19 protein-coding genes are annotated in these 18942 nt (G+C 67.8%); 6 read left to right on the top strand and 13 right to left on the bottom strand.

Features of this window, described 5'->3' with window-relative positions:
• Positions 1-55: 55 nt before the first annotated feature.
• Positions 56-1240: an acyl-CoA dehydrogenase family protein gene (locus AC3WL8_RS19775; RefSeq protein ID WP_492378673.1), complete on the bottom strand. Its 1185-nt coding sequence runs from the start codon at positions 1238-1240 to the stop codon at positions 56-58.
• Between the two features lie 23 nt (positions 1241-1263).
• A complete protein-coding gene (locus tag AC3WL8_RS19770; RefSeq protein WP_492378672.1) occupies positions 1264-2817 on the bottom strand; it encodes an AMP-binding protein in 1554 nt (517 codons plus the stop codon).
• A 133-nt stretch (positions 2818-2950) separates the two neighbouring features.
• On the opposite strand from AC3WL8_RS19770, the gene AC3WL8_RS19765 reads away from it, so the two are divergent.
• Positions 2951-3844: a LysR family transcriptional regulator gene (locus AC3WL8_RS19765; protein ID WP_492378671.1), complete on the top strand. Its 894-nt coding sequence runs from the start codon at positions 2951-2953 to the stop codon at positions 3842-3844.
• A gap of 26 nt (positions 3845-3870) precedes the next feature.
• On the opposite strand, the gene AC3WL8_RS19760 is transcribed toward AC3WL8_RS19765, so the two are convergent.
• The 4 genes from AC3WL8_RS19760 to AC3WL8_RS19745 all read right to left on the bottom strand — a co-directional run bounded on the left by AC3WL8_RS19760 (position 3871) and on the right by AC3WL8_RS19745 (position 8102).
• A complete protein-coding gene (locus tag AC3WL8_RS19760) occupies positions 3871-4875 on the bottom strand; it encodes a tripartite tricarboxylate transporter substrate binding protein (protein WP_013952558.1) in 1005 nt (334 codons plus the stop codon).
• A gap of 65 nt (positions 4876-4940) precedes the next feature.
• Positions 4941-6107 (bottom strand): acyl-CoA dehydrogenase family protein, encoded by a 1167-nt coding sequence (locus AC3WL8_RS19755; protein ID WP_013952559.1) that lies wholly within the window; start codon positions 6105-6107, stop codon positions 4941-4943.
• A 20-nt stretch (positions 6108-6127) separates the two neighbouring features.
• Positions 6128-7318, bottom strand: a complete 1191-nt coding sequence (locus tag AC3WL8_RS19750; protein ID WP_153955689.1) for a CaiB/BaiF CoA transferase family protein — start codon at positions 7316-7318, stop codon at positions 6128-6130.
• 13 nt (positions 7319-7331) lie between these two features.
• A complete protein-coding gene (locus AC3WL8_RS19745) occupies positions 7332-8102 on the bottom strand; it encodes an enoyl-CoA hydratase/isomerase family protein (protein WP_153955688.1) in 771 nt (256 codons plus the stop codon).
• Between the two features lie 108 nt (positions 8103-8210).
• Between AC3WL8_RS19745 and AC3WL8_RS19740 the strand changes: the two genes are divergently transcribed.
• Complete coding sequence (locus tag AC3WL8_RS19740) at positions 8211-9047, top strand: IclR family transcriptional regulator (protein ID WP_013952562.1); 837 nt, start codon at positions 8211-8213, stop codon at positions 9045-9047.
• Positions 9048-9053: 6 nt separating this feature from the next.
• Here the strand turns inward: AC3WL8_RS19740 and AC3WL8_RS19735 are convergent, their stop codons facing one another.
• The 3 genes from AC3WL8_RS19735 to flhC form a co-directional block, all read right to left on the bottom strand.
• Entirely contained in the window at positions 9054-9932 is an 879-nt protein-coding gene (locus tag AC3WL8_RS19735) for a lipid A biosynthesis lauroyl acyltransferase (RefSeq protein ID WP_013952563.1), read from the bottom strand.
• Positions 9933-10304: 372 nt separating this feature from the next.
• Entirely contained in the window at positions 10305-10685 is a 381-nt protein-coding gene (locus AC3WL8_RS19730) for a hypothetical protein (RefSeq protein WP_211981080.1), read from the bottom strand.
• Positions 10686-10815: 130 nt separating this feature from the next.
• A complete protein-coding gene (flhC, locus tag AC3WL8_RS19725) occupies positions 10816-11427 on the bottom strand; it encodes a flagellar transcriptional regulator FlhC (RefSeq protein WP_211981088.1) in 612 nt (203 codons plus the stop codon).
• A gap of 362 nt (positions 11428-11789) precedes the next feature.
• Between flhC and AC3WL8_RS19720 the strand changes: the two genes are divergently transcribed.
• A complete protein-coding gene (locus AC3WL8_RS19720) occupies positions 11790-11999 on the top strand; it encodes a transposase (protein WP_041228585.1) in 210 nt (69 codons plus the stop codon).
• Positions 12000-12044: 45 nt separating this feature from the next.
• Here the strand turns inward: AC3WL8_RS19720 and AC3WL8_RS19715 are convergent, their stop codons facing one another.
• Complete coding sequence (locus tag AC3WL8_RS19715; protein WP_013952567.1) at positions 12045-12536, bottom strand: flavodoxin family protein; 492 nt, start codon at positions 12534-12536, stop codon at positions 12045-12047.
• Between the two features lie 117 nt (positions 12537-12653).
• On the opposite strand from AC3WL8_RS19715, the gene AC3WL8_RS19710 reads away from it, so the two are divergent.
• The 3 genes from AC3WL8_RS19710 to AC3WL8_RS19700 all read left to right on the top strand — a co-directional run bounded on the left by AC3WL8_RS19710 (position 12654) and on the right by AC3WL8_RS19700 (position 15549).
• Complete coding sequence (locus AC3WL8_RS19710; RefSeq protein WP_492378670.1) at positions 12654-13259, top strand: TetR/AcrR family transcriptional regulator; 606 nt, start codon at positions 12654-12656, stop codon at positions 13257-13259.
• 119 nt (positions 13260-13378) lie between these two features.
• On the top strand, positions 13379-14347 hold the full coding sequence (locus AC3WL8_RS19705; protein ID WP_013952569.1) for a Bug family tripartite tricarboxylate transporter substrate binding protein: 969 nt from the start codon (positions 13379-13381) through the stop codon (positions 14345-14347).
• A gap of 11 nt (positions 14348-14358) precedes the next feature.
• The gene (locus AC3WL8_RS19700) at positions 14359-15549 is read left to right on the top strand and encodes a M24 family metallopeptidase (RefSeq protein ID WP_013952570.1); all 1191 of its coding nucleotides are present in this window, start codon (positions 14359-14361) and stop codon (positions 15547-15549) included.
• A gap of 16 nt (positions 15550-15565) precedes the next feature.
• Here AC3WL8_RS19700 and AC3WL8_RS19695 read toward each other — a convergent pair whose 3' ends face one another.
• The 3 genes from AC3WL8_RS19695 to AC3WL8_RS19685 are packed head-to-tail and all read right to left on the bottom strand — an operon-like array spanning position 15566 to position 18932.
• Positions 15566-16579, bottom strand: a complete 1014-nt coding sequence (locus AC3WL8_RS19695) for a Bug family tripartite tricarboxylate transporter substrate binding protein (RefSeq protein ID WP_492378669.1) — start codon at positions 16577-16579, stop codon at positions 15566-15568.
• A gap of 59 nt (positions 16580-16638) precedes the next feature.
• Positions 16639-17619, bottom strand: a complete 981-nt coding sequence (locus tag AC3WL8_RS19690) for a Bug family tripartite tricarboxylate transporter substrate binding protein (RefSeq protein WP_013952572.1) — start codon at positions 17617-17619, stop codon at positions 16639-16641.
• A complete protein-coding gene (locus tag AC3WL8_RS19685; RefSeq protein WP_492378668.1) occupies positions 17616-18932 on the bottom strand; it encodes a DUF1254 domain-containing protein in 1317 nt (438 codons plus the stop codon). Before AC3WL8_RS19685 ends, AC3WL8_RS19690 begins: the two co-directional genes overlap by 4 nt.
• Positions 18933-18942 lie beyond the last annotated feature (10 nt).

The following is an 18942-nucleotide window of genomic DNA, read 5'->3' as shown; positions in this document are numbered from 1 at the left end:
TCCGTGGTCTTGTCGTATGGTCTTCTCGCCGGCGGCGACCGTGCCGCCGGCACGCTCAGGCCTTCTGCTGCTGCAGCGGTTCCAGGATAGCGCGCGCAATGGTGTTGCGCTGGATCTCGCTGGTGCCGGTGAAGATGCGGAACATGCGCAGTTTGCGGAAGGTCTGCTCCACCGGGTGGCCGCGCGTGACGCCGACATTGCCGTGGATCTGCACGGCCTTGTCCGCCACCTCGAAGCAGCGCTCCGAGACAAAGAGCTTGCACGCCGCGGCCTTCATGCGCAGGTCGGCGCCGGCATCGGCCAGCGCGGCGGTATGCGTGATCATGCTTTCGCAGGCCCACAGCGCGGCGGCCATGTCGGCCAGCATGTGCTGGATCGCCTGGAAGCGCGCGATCGGCCCGCCGAACTGGCGGCGCTGGCCGGCGTATGCCACCGACGACTCATATGCCTTGGTGGCCAGACCCAGCATGCTGGGGCAGTGCAGCAGGCGGTTCACGTTGATGCGCGACATGCCCAGCTTGAAGCCGTTGCCTTCGCCGCCAAAGATATTGGCGCGCGGCACGCGCACGTTCTCGAAGCGGATGTCGCCGTCGATATGCTGGCCCGACATCGGCACGTACTCGTTGCTCACCGTCACGCCCGGCAGGTCCAGGTCGACCAGCACCGCGGTGATGGCCGGCGGCGTGGTGGTGGCGTCGGTCACGCACATGACGATGGCAAAGTCGGCGAATGGCGCACCGCTGATGTAGTGCTTGCCGCCGTTGATGACCAGCTCGTCACCATCGGCCACGGCCGAGGTCCTGATGCTTTGCGCGTCGGAGCCGGAATGCGTTTCCGTCAGTGCGAAGCAGGTCGACTTCTCGCCGCGGATCACGGGCTCGAAGTAGCGCTTGAGCTGGTCGGGCGTGGCGTACTTGAGCATATTGCCCACGCGCGGCGGGCCGCCCAGGTCGCCCAGCACGTGCGCCGCCAGGGTGGAGCCGCTGGCGGCCAGGTCGGCCTTGAGCGCGCATTGCTCCTGGATGTTCAGGCCCTTGCCGCCGAGCGATGTCGGCAGGCAGGCGGCGTAGAAGCCCAGCTCGCTGGAGCGGCGCCAGACCTTGCGCAGGGTCTCGCGCGGCCATGGGTTTTCAGAACCGAGGCCGAGTTCCTGTTCCAGCGGGCGCAGCTCTTCGTCGATAAAGCGGCGGATGCCGGCGCGGGTTTCCAGCAGTACGGGATTGGTCAGGTGATCGAACATGGCGGGCTCCTTCAGCTCAGTTCTCAATTCACGCGGCGCCCGACGCCTTGCCAGTAGCGTTCGCGCACGATCTTGCGGGCCAGCTTGCCGCTGGCGTTCTTGGGCAGCTCGGCGACAAAGTCCACCGAGCGCGGCGACTTGTAGTCGGCTATGCGCTCGCGGCAGTGCGCGATCAGCTGCTGGGCGGTGGCCTCGCGCCCGGGGCGCAGCGTGACCACGGCCTTGACGCTTTCACCCCAGGTGTCGTCCGGCACGCTGATGACGCACGCTTCCAGCACGTCGGGGTGCTGGTACAGCGTGGCTTCCACCTCGGTCGGATAGACGTTGAAGCCGCCGGAGATGATCATGTCTTTCTTGCGGTCGACCAGGTACAGGTAACCGGCCTCGTCCACGCGCGCCATGTCGCCGGTGTGCAGCCAGCCGTCGATGACGGTCTCGCGCGTCAGCGCGGGCTCGTTGAAGTAGCCGTGGAACACGTCTTCGCCGCGGATCACCAGTTCGCCGATCTCGCCCACGGCAACCTCCTTGCCTTGCTCGTCGACCACGCGCACTTCGGTCTCGCCGAGGGCGCGGCCGCAGGAGGCCAGGCGCTCAGGGTGGTTGGCGATGGCGTCAGCATGGTCGGTGGTGGACAGGCGCGTCACGCCGGAGGTCGATTCGCTGGCGCCATAGCCCTGCGACAGGATCGGGCCGATGCGCTCCCAGGCCTCGCGGATGCGTGCCGGCGCCATCGGGGCGGCGCCGTAGGCCAGGGTCTTCAGGCTGGACAGGTCGGCTTGCGCCAGCGTGGGCTCGGCCAGCAGCATGTTGATCATGGCCGGGACCATGAACACGTGGGTGATGCGCAGCCGCGCCACCTCGGCCAGGAAGTGCGCAGGCTCGAATTTCTCGAACAGCACCAGCGTGGCGCCCTGGTACAGGTAGGGCTGCATCAGCATGCCGGAGGCGTGCGTGACCGGCCCGATCAGCGCCAGCCGGTCGCCGGGGCGGGCCGGGCGGTCCATGCCGGACACCATCTTGCGCAGCGCCGCCATGCGGTTGCCGTAGCTCTGCATGGCAGCCTTGATCTTGCCGGTGGAGCCGGACGAGAAATGCAGCACGGCCAGGTCGTCGGGGGCAGGGGTGATGTCCGGCGGCGTGGTGCCGGCGTTGGCCAGCAGCGCTTCATATTCGACATAGCCCGCCGGCGCATCGCCGATGGCGATAAAGGTCTCGATGCTGCCAAAGCCCGCCGTGGTGCGCGCATAGCCGGTGTAGCCGGGGCCGGCGATCAGCACGCGCGGGGTGCAGTTCTCTACCACGTCGCTGGCCTCGGCCGCGGTGAAGCGCGGGTTGAGCGCCGCCTTGACCAGTCCGGCCTTGTACAGCGCGCATTCCAGTTCGACCAGCTCGGGCCGGTTGCGCGACTGCACCGCCACGCGGTCGCCGGGCTGCAGGCACAGTGCCAGCAGCGCATTGGCCAGGCGCGTGGAACGTTCGTCCAGCTGGCGATAGGTCACCTCCCGGTCCTGGTAGAGGATGGCGGGCTGGTCGCCCCAGTAGCGCGCGGCGCGGCGCAGGAAATACGCGAAACCCATGCTGTCTCCGTTGATGCTTGATGATCCTGGCGAGCGCTTTTACGTGTGCTCGTGCGCCGTAGTCTGTAAGATGGCAGGCATCACCACAATGACGCGTTGGCTATAAAGTCATAACCATCAGGAATGTGATGCAATGGAGACGCGAGACATCGAATACATCCTCGCCGTGGCGGCGCACGGCGGCATCGGCCGTGCCGCCGACGCGCTGGGGATCAGCCAGCCGGCGCTGACCAAGGCGGTGCAGCGGGTGGAGACGCAGGCGGGGCTGCCGCTGTTCGAGCGCACCGCCAACGGCATGACCGCCACCTACGCAGGCACGCGCTTCCTGGAGCGGGCGCGGCGCATCCAACTGGAATACGAGGACGGCATCAAGGAGATGCTGGGCATCCGCACCGGCGAGCAGGGCATCCTGCGCGTGGGCTATTCGCCGTCGATCCCGGGCAGCATGATCCTTGGCGCTTGCCGGCAACTGGTGCGCGAGCGTCCCGTGGCACGGCTGCGGCTGCGCCGCAGGCTGGCGCGCGACCTGCTGGACCTGCTGGCGGCGGGGGAACTGGATGTGGCGGTGGCGCCGGCGCCTTCGGCAGCCTCATCGACCGGCCTGGCGGTGCAGCCACTCTTTGACGACCGGCTGGTGGTGGTAGCTGACGAAGGCCATGTCTTGCTGCAGCGGCGCAAGCTGCGGCTGGCGGACCTGGCGGACCAGGAATGGCTGCTGCCCGAAGGGCATATCACACTGCGCCAACAGGTCGACGCGGCGTTCCGCCAGCGCGGCCTGCCGGAGCCGCAGCCGCGCATCGAGATCGACTTTGGCAGCAGTTCGCTGTTTGCGCTGATGCAGGGTACGCAGATGCTGAGCATCGCCAATGAAGGCGGCGATGCCATGCAGCACGGCCTGCGCGTACTGCCGCTGGGCGTGGAGGAGCTGGACCTGCGCCGTAACATCGGCGTGATCTCGCGCGAGGGCGCCTACCTGTCGCCGCTGGCGCAGCGCCTGACGGTGCTGCTGCGCGAGCACAGCCGCTGAGCCGTCAGGCCCCGGGGGGGAAGCGACTACTGCAGCGGGATCTTCGCCACCGCCGCCAGCCGCTTCCAGCGCTGGATCTCGTCCTTCTGGTACTGCAGCATCTCGGCCGGCGACGACAGGATCAGCTTGGTCGACTGGCGCGTGTAGTACTCGCGCACGTCGGGCGCGTTGCCGGCCTGCGCAAACAGGTCCAGCAACCGCTTCACCACCGCCGGCGGGGTCTTTGCCGAGACCGCCGCGGCCACCCAGTTGTAGGCCAGGAAGTCCGGCAGGCCGGCTTCGACGATGGAGGGCACGTCCGGCAGCAGCGGCGAGCGCTGCGGCGCGGTGTAGGCCAGCGCGCGGACCTTACCGCCACGGACCAGTTCGATGGCGCCGGTGGCATCCACCACGGCGAAGTCGACATTGGCCGCCATCACGCCGTTGATGGCATCGCCCGCGCCCTTGTACGGCACGGCAGTGGTCTTGATGCGGGCCAGTTCGTTGAGCCACTCGGAGTAGAGCGTGTAGGAGATCGAGCCCGTGCCGTAGTTGAGCGCGCCGGGGCGCTTGCGGGCATCTTCCAGCAGCTCCGTCAGCGTGCGGTAGGGCGAGCTTGCCGGCACGATGATCACGCATGGCCCGCGCGACAGCAGCGTGATCGGCACGAAATCCGTCAACGGGTCATACGGCAGCTTGCGGAAGGTGGCGGCATTGGTCGACAGCGTGGAATTGCTGCCGATAAAGACGGTGTAGCCGTCGGCCGGCGCGTTCAGCGCGGTCTGCACGCCGATAAAGCCGTTGCCGCCGGGCTTGTTCTCCACCACCACGCCCTGGCCGGTCAGCTCGCCGATCTTCTTGGCGAACATGCGCGCGGTGGTGTCGGTGCCGCTGCCGGAAGGGAAGGGCACGATAAAGCGGATCGGGCGGGCAGGAAAGGCGTCGGCGGACTCTGCGGCGGGCGCCGCCAGCGGCGTAGCGGTGCCGATGGCCGCCAGCGCGGCGGCAGCCAGTCCGAGGAAGCGGCGGCGGGAACGGAAAGCCTGTTGCATGGTGTCTCCTGAGCGTGGAAAGCCCGGCGTGTTCCCGCCGGTGCAAGGGGATAAACGGGGGGGCTTTAGCGGCGCAGCCCGAGCAGGTCGCGGGCGATGACCCAGCGGTGCACCTCGCTGGGCCCTTCGTAGATGCGCATCAAACGGGTCTCGTTGGCCATCTGCTGCAGCGGCAGCTCCTTGGTCATGCCCATCGCACCGAAGGTCTGCATGGCGTGGTCGATCACGTCCCAGGCCATCTCGGTGGCGAATACCTTGATCATCGATACCTGCGTGCGCGCCTCGTCGCCGGCGTCGATGCGGCTGGCGGCTTCGTAGGTCATCAGGCGGCAGGCGTGGATGCGCGTGGCGGCGTCGGCCACCCACCACTGGATCGCCTGGCGCTGCGCCAGCGGCGCGCCGAAGGTCTGGCGCTGCGGCGCGTACTCGCAGATCATGTCCAGTGCCCGCTGCGCCCGGCCGATGCACCACGCGGCCATCTGCACGCGGCGCGTGGACAGCCGCGCCTGCATCGGCGCAAAGCCCTGGCCCTCGGTGCCCAGCAGCTGCGCGGCGGGGATGCGGCAGTCTTCCAACACCACCTCGTAAGTCGATGCGCCGCCGATCATCGGGATGCGGCGCTCCACCTTGAAGCCCGGCGTGCCGCGCTCGACGATAAAGGCCGAGATGCCGCCGCGCGCACCCCTGGCCTTGTCGGTTACGGCCATGACGATGGTCCAGTCGGCGCGTGCTGCGCGGCTGATCCAGATCTTGCGGCCGTTCAGCACCCATTGGTCGCCGTCGCGTTCGGCGCGCGTGGTCATCATGGCGGGGTCGCCGCCGGCGCCGGGTTCGGAAATGGCGATGGCCGACACGGTCTCGCCGCGCGCGTAAGGGGCCAGGTAGCGCTCACGCTGGGCCTCGCTGGCGCTCAGCATCAGCATGCGCAGGTTGGGCGAGTCCGGCGGCAGTTCGTAGGGCGTGATGGTCTTGCCAAGTTCTTCGTTGACGCCCACCATCGCCACCGTGGGCAGGTCGGCGCCGCCCATCTCCGTGGGCGCATCCAGGCCCCACAGGCCCAGTTCGCGCGACATCGCATCAAGCCGCGCGTGCTCTTCCGGCAGCAGCGTCATCTGCCCGCCGGCGGCTTCGCGCGCCAGCACCGCGGGTTCCAGCGGGATCAGCTGGTCGCGCACAAAGCGCGCGACCAGGTCCTTGAGCATCCCGTGTTCTTCGTCCAGTTCAAAGTTCATGCCTGTCTCCTGCTGATTCGTTATCGTTGGCTGACGCCGTGCGCGAGGCCCAGCTCCTGCAGGACTTCGGCGGTGTGTTCGCCCAGCCCCGGCGCATGACGGCGCAGCGACAGCGGCGTGGCCGAGAAGCGCGCGGCGGGGCGCACTTCGCGCAGCGGGCCTTCGGTGGGGTGCTGCGTTTCCTGGAACAGGCCGACGGCGCGCAGGTGCGGATGCTCGACCAGTGCGTCCAGGCCATAGATCGGCGTGGCGGGGATGTCGAGCGACTCGAACAACGCCATCCATTCGTCGGTAGTGCGCGCCGGCGTCAGCTCGGCCAGGTGACCGTACAGCGCGCGGATATTGGCGTTGCGCTGCGCGCGGTCGGCCACTTCGTAGCGCTCGGCCAGGTCGTCGCGGCCCACCGCGCGGAAGAAGGCTTGCCAGTGGCGCTCGGTGTAGGGCAGGGCGCAGATCCAGCCGTCTCGGGTCGGCGCGGGGCGGCGCCCGCCTTGCAGCAGGCGGGCGTAGCCGGCACCGGCCGGCGCGGGCTCGAAGGTCAGGCCGCCCAGGTGCTCGGCCATCACGAACGCGGTCATGGTCTCCAGCATCGGCACCTCCACCGACTGGCCGACGCCATGGCGCTCGCGGTACAGCAGGGCTGCCAGCACGGCGTTGGCCAGGGCCAGCCCGGTGGTCTTGTCGGCGATCAGGCTGGGCACGTACTCGGGGCGATCGCCGGTGGTGGAACCCAGCGCGACCAGCCCGCAGCCGGCCTGGATGATGTCGTCGAAGGCCGGCTTGTCGCAGTGCGGGCCGTCCTGGCCGAAGCCGGTGGCCACGCAGTAGACGATGCGCGGGTTGATGCGCGCCACCTCGGCATAGCCGAAGCCCAGCCGCTCGATCGCGGCTACGCGCATGTTGTGCACCAGCACGTCGGCGCTGGCGATCAGCCCGCGCAGCGCCTCGGCGCCCTCGGGGGTCTTCAGGTCGAGCACGACCGAGCGCTTGTTGCGGTTCAGCGCCAGGTAGATCGAGCTCATGCCGGCATGCTGCGAGACGCCGTTGGCGCGCATCAGGTCGCCTTCAGGCCCTTCGATCTTGATCACGTCGGCGCCAAAGTCGGCCAGCACCTGCGTGGCCAGCGGCCCGAGCACGACCGCAGTGAGGTCCAGCACGCGGATGCCGTCCAGCGGGCCGGCCGGCGTGGCGCGGGTGTCTTGTTCGTTCATCGGGCCCACTCCTTCAACGGCGCTTGAAAGCAGGGGCGCGGCGCGCGGCCATGGCGGCGACACCCTCGCGGAAGTCCTCGCTGCGGAACTGTCCGTGCTGGATTGCCAGTTCGCGCTGGTTGATCTCGGCGATGCGGTCGGCAAGCCCTTCGCGCAGCGTGGCGCGCGTGGTTTCCACGGCCAGCGGGGCGGAGGCGGCGATCTCTTGCGCCAGGGCCATGGCGCGGGCATTGACCTGCGCCTTTTCCACCAGTTCGTCGGCCAGGCCGATCTTGACGGCGTCGGTGCCGGTGATGCGCCGGCCGGTGTAGAAGAGCAGCGCGGCCTGCTGCTCGCCCACCAGGCGCGGCAGCGTCAGGCTCATGCCGAAACCGGGGTGGAAGCCCAGCCGGTTGAAGTTGGCGCTGAAGCGCGCCTCGGCGCAGGTCACGCGGAAGTCCGCCACCAGCGCCAGCCCCATGCCGGCGCCGATGGCGGCGCCTTCCACCGCGGCCACGATCGGCTTGCGGTTGCGGTAGAGCCTCATCGCATGCGCGTAGAAGCCGCCCGGGTCGTTGGCGACCGCGCCCTGGTCGGCGCCGCTGAAGTCGGCGCCGGCGCAGAACGCGCTGACGCCGGACGCCAGCACGATGGCGCGGCAGTTCTCGTCGTCGTCCAGCGCCTGCAGGGTGTCGGCCAGGCGCCGCATGATGTCGGCATCGACAAAATTGTGCGGCGGGCGGGACAGGACGATGCGGGCTACGTGGCCTTCATGGGTGACCTGGATATCGGCGTCGGTTGACATGCGGGGCGCTCCTCTGTGGTGGATCGGCTCGGGGCCGGGATGCACACAGTATTCGCGCCGCGCGGCCGTACCGCTATACTCAAATTTCACTAACTGAAATTACTGACAATGCCGGACGTCGTGCTGCCAGAGCCCTCCACCCGCCGCGTCACGCACCAGACCGGCCGCTTTACCCGCGACACCGCGGGCAGCCAGTCGCTGGAGCGCGGGCTGGTGCTGCTGCGGGCCTTCCGTGTTGGCACCACCAGCCTGACCAATGCTGAGCTGGCGGTACGCACCGGACTGCCGCGCCCCACCGTCAGCCGGCTGACGCGCTCGCTGGTGGATGCCGGCTTCCTGCGCTATGACGTGAACGAACGCGCCTACCGGCTGGCGCCGGTGGTGCTGAGCCTGGCCGATGCCTTCCACCAGTCCAGCCGCGCGCCGGACATTGCATTGCCGCTGATGCGCAAGGTGGCCGAGGCCGGCAAGGTCAACGTGGGGCTGGCCGTGGGCGACCAGCTGGAGATGGTGTACCTGGCGTCGATCCGGCACAGCCGCGACAGCGTGTCGCGCACGCGGCGCGTGGTGCCGGGAACGCGCGTGCCGATGGAGATGACGGCGATCGGGCTGTCATGGCTGGCGGCGCAGCCTGAGGGGGTGAGGGAGGATCTGCTGGCCGGCATCGCCGCGCGCCAGGGCGAGGCCTGGACCGGCATGCGGGCGCAGGTGCTGCGCGGCATTGCGCAGGCGCAGCGGCACGGCTATTGCACGGCGGCCTACCAGCCCGGGCACCTGCTGGCCGTGGGGGCCGCATTCTCCGGGCCGGACCAGCAGCTGTACGGGCTCAATATCAGCTTCCCGTTCAACGAGAGCGAGCGCAGCCGCGACAATGCCCGCTATGCGGCCCAACTGGCGCGGCTGGTGGCGGACATCCAGGAGGCCTGGCGCCGCGCGGCAGGATAATCGGGCTCAGTACACCGACGGCATGCCTGCGGGCCGGTTCTTGAAGCGCCGGTGGATCCAGTAATACTGCTCCGGCATGGTGGCGATCTGGGTTTCGAGGAAGGCGTTCATGCGGCGCGAATCTTCCTCGACGCTGCCCGAGGGGAACCCTTCCAGCGGGTCGAATATGCGCAGCCGGTAGCCGCGGTAGTCGGGCAGCACTTCGGTGGTGAAGGGCACCACGCGCGCGCCGGTCATGCTGGCCAGGCGCGAGGCCGAGGTCAGCGTGCAGGCCGGCACGCCAAAGAACGGCACGAACACCGAATCGTTGATGCCGAAATCCATGTCCGACGCCAGCATCACCGGGCAGCCGGCGCGCAGCGTGCGCACCACCTGCTTGCCGCTGCCGCTGCGCGGGATCATCTCGGCGCCAAAGCGCCCGCGCTGCGTGCGCGAGATTTGTTCCAGCATCGGGCTGGACATCCTGGTGTACAGCGAGGCCACCGGGTGGCGCATCGAATAGAACATGCAGCCGGCCTCGATGCCGACGAAATGGAAGCCCATGAAGATGGTCGGATGCTCCGCGCACGAGGCCAGGTCGATGCGCGAGTCCAGTTCCACCAGCTTGCCCAGGCGTTCGGCGCTGCCGAACCACTGCACGCCGCGCTCCAGGTAGCTGCGCAGGACGTGGCCGAAGTGGTTCCGTGCCAGCTTGTCCCGCGTGTCTGCATCCATGTCTGGGAAGCACAGGGACAGGTTGGTATGGACAATGCGCCGGCGGCGGCTGGGGATGCGATACAGCAGCTTGCCGATCGCATCGCCCAGGCGTGCGGTGACACCGTACGGCAGGGCGGCGACGAGCTTGAAGACTGCGATGGTGAGCGCGGCCTGGAGCCGGTTTTTCATGAAGATCCTAGGGAGCGGCAGCGGCGGCTGGGGCAATGGCCCTGGGCAGGCGGCTGCGCGGCAATAATTCGGGCGGTGTGCCGGCCGGAAAGGGGCGGCGTGAGTGCGCTGTGGGTCGCTGCGCAAGCGGTCTCCGAAGGGCGCACTGTAGCACGATGGCCGCTGCCCGGCGATGACGGTTACTACCAGTAGCAAACAGAGCGAGATTATTGCAGCGCCTGGGAGATTCCGCGGAAATGCCCTGGCAGGGGCAGAACATTTCCGACTGTGCCGGGTGCGATCCGGAGAAAGGAAAATGACACTGAATAATACGCGCAGGCGGCATCGCCACGCCTGCAATAATGGCCGGCGGGATTATCAGCCAGGCATTGCTCAGGGCTTTTTCAACTCGCCCAGATAGTAATTGACCTCGGCAAGCAGGACGCGGTGGAATTCCGCCGGCAGGACATGGTCGTCGGTCAGCGACATCAACTGGTTGATGCGCTGGCGGAAGCGCTGCTCGGCGCTGGCGCGCGCCGCCGGCGGCAGGCCCGTGGTCAGCGAGCACAGCAGCTCGCGCATCACCAGCAGGCGCGCGCCGTACTGGATCATGGCATCGCCTTGTGTCTTGAGGTTTTGCGCCAACTGTTCCGGCATCGTCTTGCCCGGCTCGCCAGGCGCGGCCGGCGCGGGAGCTTCGATGGCGTTGTGTTGGTCATTCTTGTCGGGCGCGGCCGCGCCGGTCTTTTTTCCAAGCATAGTGATCCTGAACATGGGCGAGGCTCCCTGATACAAGCGGGGCCGGCCTGAAACGCCGGCGGCCTGGATGGCAGAAGCACTCATCATGGAAGCCTGCCGTGCACCGGACTGTGCGGCGGCAGACACTGGGACGCCGTGCGCGGCGTCAGCCGGCCAACGCAGCCGGCGCGGTTTTGCGGCACTTGCCTGCGCGCGCCGGCGGCAGGCATAGCCCGCAGACGTACCGGTGGCGCGCATCGTCGGCCTGCACGACATACTCACCCCGGCAGTCCCTGCAACGCGCCAGCCGCAGCATGCCGCGCTCATAGAAGTGCACCAGCGTCCAGGCGCGGGTAAAGCTCAGCTGCGAGGCCTCGCCGGTGGCGCACAGCTGTTCGCGGTACATGCGGTAGCTGGACAAGACCGCGCGGATCCCGTCCAGGCTGCCGCGGCTGGTCATGAAGCGGTAGGCGCCAAGCAGCATCGAGGCATGGGCATTCGGGCGCCAGGAGACAAACCAGTCCGTGGAGAACGGCAGCATGCCCTTGGGCGGCGACACCCCGCACAGCTCCTTGTACAGCCGGATCAGCCGCACGCGTGGCAGCGACACTTCGGATTCCAGCACCTGCAGGCGGGCGCCCAGGCCGATCATCTCGATTGCCAGGCGAATCTGCTCCACATCCTGCAGCGTGCTCTTGCCGGGACGAGGGGGCCTGGCGCGCGGAACCGGGGATGGTGAGCCGGCCACAGCCGTGCCGGCGATATCGTGTGCATCCATGAGTCTCCTCCTGGAGATGTATCGGAATGGGCGCGGGCAAAGTGCCGGTTGCTGATCCGGCTTGCCCGGGCCTGTCACCGATAATCATGACCCGGCGTGTCATCGTGCGCGGCACGGTTTCTCGCGGGTCCGGGGCTCAGGTTTCTCGTAGTCGAGGAGGATTTTTGGATCGATCGGGGAGTTATAACCATAACATGCATCAACAATCATATTTCCGCGATTATTGTGTGTCATGTACGGCGCCTGGATTTGACCGTCCCCACCCTGGTGTAGGAGAAGTGCCCGCACGCTATCGGACTGACGCCGATTTCAATGGCAGGCCGATGGACTACGCTGCAAGAACACCAACGACGGAGCGACCCATGGCTGCGAACTTCCTGATCAGGCAGACGGCGCAAGGCTGGGAACTGACGGTCGAAAGTGCCCGCAAGGGCCTGGTGCACTGCGAGGATCGCGAAATCGCCGTCAACATCGGCATGGCTGCGGCCAGGCGGCGTGGCGTCGCGCTGATCGTGCAGGAGGAAGAGGGCGGCAACGACACCTCGCGCGGCATCTCACCACTGGCTGCCTGAACGGGCCCGCCCCGCCCCATAGCGCGGTACGGCCCCGGCATGCCATCAGAACACCCCAAGCCCCAATCCCGCTGCCAGGCCCTCACCCAACTCCGCGCAACGCGCCAGGTCCCCGGCTTCGATTTGCTTGGGCGCAAGGATGCGCTCAGGCGTCTGCGCATGCGTACAGACGATCAGCCCCGGCGCAATGCAGTTGAGCCGCCAGCCGGTGGCGATGCGGTCGATCTGGCGCAGCGCATTCTCGCCATCGCTGCCGGCGCAGATCATGGTGGCGTAGGGGCGGCCGTTGATGCGGTCCAGCGCGGCGTAATAGCAGCGGTCGAAGAAGTCCTTCATCATCCCTGCCATGGCGGCCAGGTTCTCTGGCGTGGCGAAGAGATAGCCGTCGGCGGCAAGGACATCGTCCGGGCCGGCCTCGGCAGCCGTCTTCAGCACGACCGTGACGCCGGGCTGCTGACGGGCCGCGTCAGCGGCGGCCTCGGCCATCTGCCGGGTGCCTCCGGTCATGGTGTGATAGACGATCAGCAGCGTTTTCATGCTTGCGTGGGGGCGGTGTGCCGTACGCTAAAGACTGTATCACGCAGGCCGGCGACGACAGTTATCGTAGAATCCGGGGCAGCCATCCTGCGCGCCCGGCGCACGTGCCACCCCTCCATGCCGAAAGCCAAAGCCCCCGCCCTTGACCGCTCCGCCAGCGAGCAGGCCATCCAGTTGCTGGATGCCGCCACCGATCATGTTCTTGCCAATGGCCTGGGCGATCTCTCCTTGCGCAGTGTGGCGGACGCGCTCGGCACAAGCCACCGCATGCTGATCTACTACTTCGGCTCCGGGGATGGCTTCTGGCAGGCACTGTTGCATCGCATCCGCCATGCGGAGCAGGCCGCCCGCCAGCGCGTGATGGTGGAAGGCATGGCTCCCGAAGCCGCGATGGAGGCGGTATGGGAGCGCTATTCCGCTCCAGCCTACCTGCCGATCATGCAGCTGATGTTCGAGATCTACGGCAAGGCCATCCGCGACCGCGAGCGCTTCAGCGGCTTTCTGGAAGACGTCGTCGGCAGCTGGACAACCACGCTGGCGGCGCGCCTGCAGCGCGACCTCGGCCTTGGCGCTGCCGAGGCCGGGCTGCGCGCGCGGGTGGAACTTGCCACCATGCGTGGGCTGCTGCTGGACCTGGTCACCACGGGTGACCGCAAGGGCACGACGGCCGCGCTGAAGTACTTCGCCGCCAGGATGGCGGTGCCTCCCCAAACCGGCAAGTAACGGTTTCTTCCGCGGAAATCCGCGTAAACTCCGATTTTTCCCATTCGTGTACCACATGGTACATTGCATCCCACGCCTTCGCGAACGAGGCGAATCGTGACAAACCAACAGGGTGCAATATGGATCGGCGACAACTACTGGCCTGGGTGGCCGGGACTGCGGTGGCGATGGCGCTGCCAGGGATCGGGCAGGCGCAAACCTTCCCTTCGAAGCCCGTGCGGCTGGTGGTGCCGCAGGCCGGCGGCACCGGCAATGATGTGCTGGCGCGCGCGCTCGCGGAAAAGCTCAGCCGTGCCTGGAACCAGCCGGTGGTGGTGGAGAACAAGCCCGGGGCAAACGGGATGCTGGCGATCAGCTATGTGATCGGGCAGCCCGCCGACGGCTACACGCTGTTCTTCGCCGGCGTTTCCAACCTGAGCTTCAATCCCTTCCTGTATCCGAAGCTGCCCTACAACCCGGGCCGGGACCTGACCGGCGTGGCGATGCTCGCCAACTCGCCCTTTGTCTTTGTCGCGGCACCGTCGCTCAAGGCCGATACGTTCCAGGATTTCGTGCGGATGGCCAAGGCTCGCCCCGGCGAGATCAGCTTCGCGTCGGGCGGCATCGGCAACTCCACCCACCTGGCGATGGAACTGGTCGCACAACGCACCGAAGTCCGGCTGCAGCACGTGCCGTTCAACGGCGGCGGTGGCTCGACCAGCCTGATGAACGGGCAGACCCCGGTGATGATGAATGTGCTCGCGGGCGTGCAGCCTTACATCGCCGGCAAGAAGCTGGTACCGCTGGCGGTCACCGGCGACAAGCGGCAGCCGGCCTTGCCCGCGGTGCCCACCTTCAAGGAGCTTGGCTATGACGTGCAGGTACCCGGGTGGTACGCGATCGTGGCCCGCTCAGGCACGCCTGCAGGCGTTATCCGCAAGGTCAATGCCGACATCAACCAGATCCTGGACGACCCGCAATTCCAGGAGAAGCTTGCCTTCCAGTTCCTGGATGCAATCAAGGGGCCGCCGTCCGAGGTGGAGCGCCATATGAAGCGCGACGCCGATACCTGGGGCCCGATCATCCGCAACCTTGACATTTCTCTCTGAGGACCGCTGCCATGGCACATCTCACCAAGGCCGTACACGACTATCGCCTGGCGGCGATGCACAGGCTGATGGACAAGCTGCGCGTCGATGCGCTGGTGTTCGGCACGCCAGACTTCTTCCAGTACGCCACCAACTTCCAGCTCGATGTCTGGCCGTGGGAGCGCCCGGTGTTCGTGGTGGTGCCGCGCAATGGCGACACCTTCGCGGTCATGAACGAGCTGTCGACCAACCATATGCGCTTTGCGACCGAGAAGGGCACGGTCTGGCTTGCCGATATCACCTACTATTCCGAGCATCCCCGTGTCTCGAACCGCCTGCCGCTGCCCGCGCAGCTGCCGGAAGTGGTTGCTGCGCTGCTGGGGGCCAGGGGGCTCGGCATGTCGCGGATTGCGGTCGACGTCCAGCATCCGATCCTGGCGGGTGCGCAGCGCTACCTGCCTGAACTCACGCTGCGGCCCGCCATGGCGGAGATGCGCAGCCTGCGCTGGGTCAAGCATGCGGAGGAGCTGCAGGTCATGCGCGAGCTCGGTGCGCTGACGGACTGGGTGCAGGATCGCTACCGCGAGAACTTCCGGCCAGGGCGGCTGGTGCAGGAGCTCGACCACGCCATGGCGGCGCTGATGTCAGAGGAGGCGGCGCGGCGCTTTCCGGGCGAGGATTTCGATATCCTCAAATGCTGGACGCTGACCGGGCCGGCTTCGGCATCGCCGCATGGCGATGGCGCCGGATGCGGCGCACGGATCTGCGCTGGCGACACCATCGTCAACCTGGTGCTGCCGCGCCTGAACGGGCTTTATGTCGAGAACGAGCGCACCTGGTTTTGCGGGCGCCCTGGCGGCGAGCAGGCGCGGCTCTACCAGGTTGCGGCAAAGGCCACCGACGCTGCCGTTGCGGCGGCGGTGGTGGGCAAGCGCGTCTGCGACATGGATGCGGCCGCGCAGGCTGTGATCGAGCAGGCCGGCTGCGGGGACTACGTGTTCCATCGCACTGGCCACGCGGTCGGGCTGATGCTGCACGAATACCCGGAGGACATGGCGTTCAATACCCGTCCGCTGCTTGCGGGAGAGGTGTATTCGGCGGAGCCGGGTCTCTATGTCTATGGTCTCGGCGGCTTCCGGCTGGACGATACCGTGGTGGTTGGCGACCAGCCGGAAGTCATCATCAAGACGCCGAAGACGCTGGAATTCGCCACCGTGGACTAGGCGCCAGCCGCGTAGCTCAGTCGAGCGTCACTCCCGTATCCGCCGTCAGTTTCAGAACCACTGGCAAGTAGGCCTTGTATGCGGCCTCCGCCTGCGCCGGCGTATTGCCGAGCGGTTCCGCGCCCATGTCCACGATGCGCCGCTGCATGTCGGCGCTGGCGACCAGGCTGGCGGTCTCGCGGCCCAGGCGGTCGATGATGCCCTGCGGCGTCTTCGCGGGCGCCATCAGCGTGATCGGGCCGGTCAGCCGGAACGGGTCGTCGGCGTAGCCGGCCTCGGCGAAGGTCGGCACGTCTGGCAGGCCCTGTGCGCGGCGCGTGCCGGTGACCGCGAGGGGCCGCAGCTTGCCGGTGGCGAAGTGCTGCTTGAGTGCGGTCACGGAGCCCACCGTCACGTTGACCTGGCCGGCCAGCAGGTCGGTCACCATCGGCCCTTCGCCGCGGTAGGGCACGTGCAGCATGTCCGCCTGGTATTGCCTGGCGAGGTAAGTCTGGATGGTATGTGGCTGCGTGCCCGGGCCCCACGACCCCATGCGCAGCTTGCCGGGCGACGCCTTGGCATAGGCCAGCAGTTCGGCAACGGTCTTGGCCGGCACGCTGCTGTTGACCGCCAGCACGGTGCGCGCGGTGGCGATGTCGGAGATCGGGCGCAGTTCAGTGCGCGGATCGTAGGGCAGCTTCTTGTACAGCGCCAGGTTGGACGTGATCGGGCCGGGAATGGTCATCAGCAGCGTATAGCCGTCAGGCGCCGACTTGGCGACATAGTCGGTGCCAATGATGCCGCCGGCGCCGCCCTTGTTCTCCACCACCACCGTCTTGCCGAGCTGGCGCGACAGGCCATCGCCGATGGTGCGCGCCAGCGTGTCGGTCAGCCCGCCCGGCGGGTAGGCAACGATCAGGTGGATGGACTTGGCCGGGTAGGCGCCCTGTGCGCCGGCCGGCGTGGGCGTGGCGGCCAGGGCCAGCAAGGTGAGCAGGGGCAGGGCGGCTTGCAGCAGCGGGCCGCGCAGCAGGGGGGCAGCGGTCATCATGATGGCGTTGTTTCCTTGGGATGGATGGTCACGTGTTGCCCTACGTCGAAGGGGATGTCTCACTCCAGCTTGATGCCGCGCGCCTTGATCAGCTTGCCCCATTTGCCGATTTCCTGGTCGATGAAGGCGGAAAACGCGCTGCCCGGCTCTGGCTGCGGCTCAAGCCCCAGCCCCAGCAGCTTCTTGCGGATCTCGGCATCGGCCAGCACGGCCGATGCCTCGCGGTTCAAGCGCTCGGAGACGGCGGGCGGCGTGCCGGCCGGCGCGACCAGGCCGAACCAGCCGTAGCCGACCATGCCCGGGTAACCCTGCTCGGCAAAGGTGGGCGCATCCGGATAGACCGGCGAACGCTGTTCCGAGGCCACTGCCAGCACACGCAGCTTGCCGGCCTTGATAAAGGGCAGCGCCGAGGTGATGGCGGTCAGGGTGGCGTCCGCGCGGCCGGCCAGCAGTTCGGTATAGGCGGTGGCGTCGCCGCGGTAGTGGACATTCAGCAGCTTGAACTTGCCGACCTGCCCGAACAGTTCGGCGGTCAGGTGCGGGCCCGAGCCTGCGCCCGGGGAGGCCAGCGTCACGCCATCCGGCTTGTCCCGGGCCATGCGCACGAAGTCGGACACGGTGCGAGCCGGCGAGCTGGCATTGACGATCAGGAAGACCGGCCCCAGCACTCGCGGCCCCACTGGCACGAAGTCCTTGTGGACGTCGTAGCGCTGAGCGATGCCTGCCGCGGTATTGATGGCGAAGGGCGCGGCGGCCCACAGCAGCGTGTAGCCGTCCGGCGCGGCATGGGCCACCTGCTCGGTGGCCAGGCGCGTGCCGGCGCCAGGCTTGTTCTCCACCACCACCTGTTGGCCAAGCTTGTGGCCAAGTGCCTCGGCAAGAATGCGGGCAGAGATGTCATTGGAGCCGCCAGCGCCATATGGCGACACCAGCTTGACCGGCCGCGACGGATACGTTTGCGCCTGCGCGGGGCTGGCCAGGCACAGCATCGCCAGGCCGGCCGTCAGCACGGCCCGGGCGAAGATTGAGGTCCGATTCATGATGCTTCCTTCATGCGGCGGATGGGTGGATAGCGGAAGGTGCGTTCCAGGTGCGTGATACCGGGCACGTAGAGACGCAACGCTACATAGAACGGCTCCGCGGGTGCCGGCAGCCAGTTACCGGCCAGGGCGTTCTCCGAAGGGGGCTGCGCGCCCAGCACGATGCGCAGGCTGCCATCGGGCGCCGAGCGCAGGGCCGGCGAGCGGTCGCCCAGCGAGTAGCGCTGCAGGGGGTTCTCGACCAGCATGCAGTCCGATTTGCGGTACATGGTCAGCGACCAGAATGCGCCCGCCTGGGGTAGTCCTTGCGGGGGAAACACCAGTTCATACTGGTGCGTGCCGTCCAGCGGCAAGCCGTCGCCATCGCAATCGGCCATCAGGTACATGGCTTCCTCAACGCCTAGCGCACCAATGTAGTTGCGCGCCACTTCGGCGCGTAGAGCGTAGTGGGTGCCGAACGAGGTGCGGATTTCCACCGGCAGGAACCAGCCGCCGCCCAGCGCGGAGGCCCTGGGCGCGGCCAGTTCCGCGTCGACCTGCGTCAGCGCGGTGGCCAGTGCCGCGCGCTGTGCCACGGTCAGCGGCGCATTGCTGCCGATGCCGGCCGGGGCAAAGGCGCGGACCAGTTCGGCTTCGGCGGCGGGTGGCGGGTTCTCGCGCAGCATGCGGGTGACGACGGCGGCGTAGCGGTCGGGATCGGCTGGCCGCCCGCCGGCTTGCATGCCAGCATCGAATACGGTTGCTGCGCTGGTGCCGTCTGGCCGGCGCAGGCGGATGCCGTCCTGCAGGGCATGTGCACCCGGCAAATCGGCTTCGCCATCGGCCAGGACGCGGCCGATGATCCAGACCGCGTCGGTGGGACAGGGCAGCGGCGTTGCGCCGGCCGGCACCTCGCCGCGCCAGGCTGGCCCATGCAGCAGCCACGTGCCGCCTTGAGTGCCGGTGGTGCGGGTGCCGATATAGCCGAACGGGTTGGTATAGGCGTCTAGCAGGCCGAGCACGTAGTAGCGGCCGTGGCAGTCGGGCACATCGAGCAGCAGCGGACCGCCGGACAGGTCGAGCCACGCATTGGTGTAGAGCGTGTCGTTGTTCGGCGTGACGACCTGCCGGTGCTGCGGGCCGAGCAGCGCGCGCACATGCGTGACGGTGTTGATCCAGCGCAGTGTGGAATCGGGCCCGTCGCCGGCAAAGACCCCGGCGCCATCGCGGCGCGGGCAGGTGGCGGCGCGCATGCGCGCCATCTCGTACAGCGGCAGCGTGTAGCGCACCGCGTCGCACGCCAGTGTGCCGAGCTGGTTGTCGTGGGGCTCCATGGCGTGCTCC

This window comes from Cupriavidus sp. FW305-F7, assembly GCF_058782875.1.
Note: the sequence above shows the minus strand (reverse complement) of the source record. Positions and strands in the feature narration are given on the sequence as shown.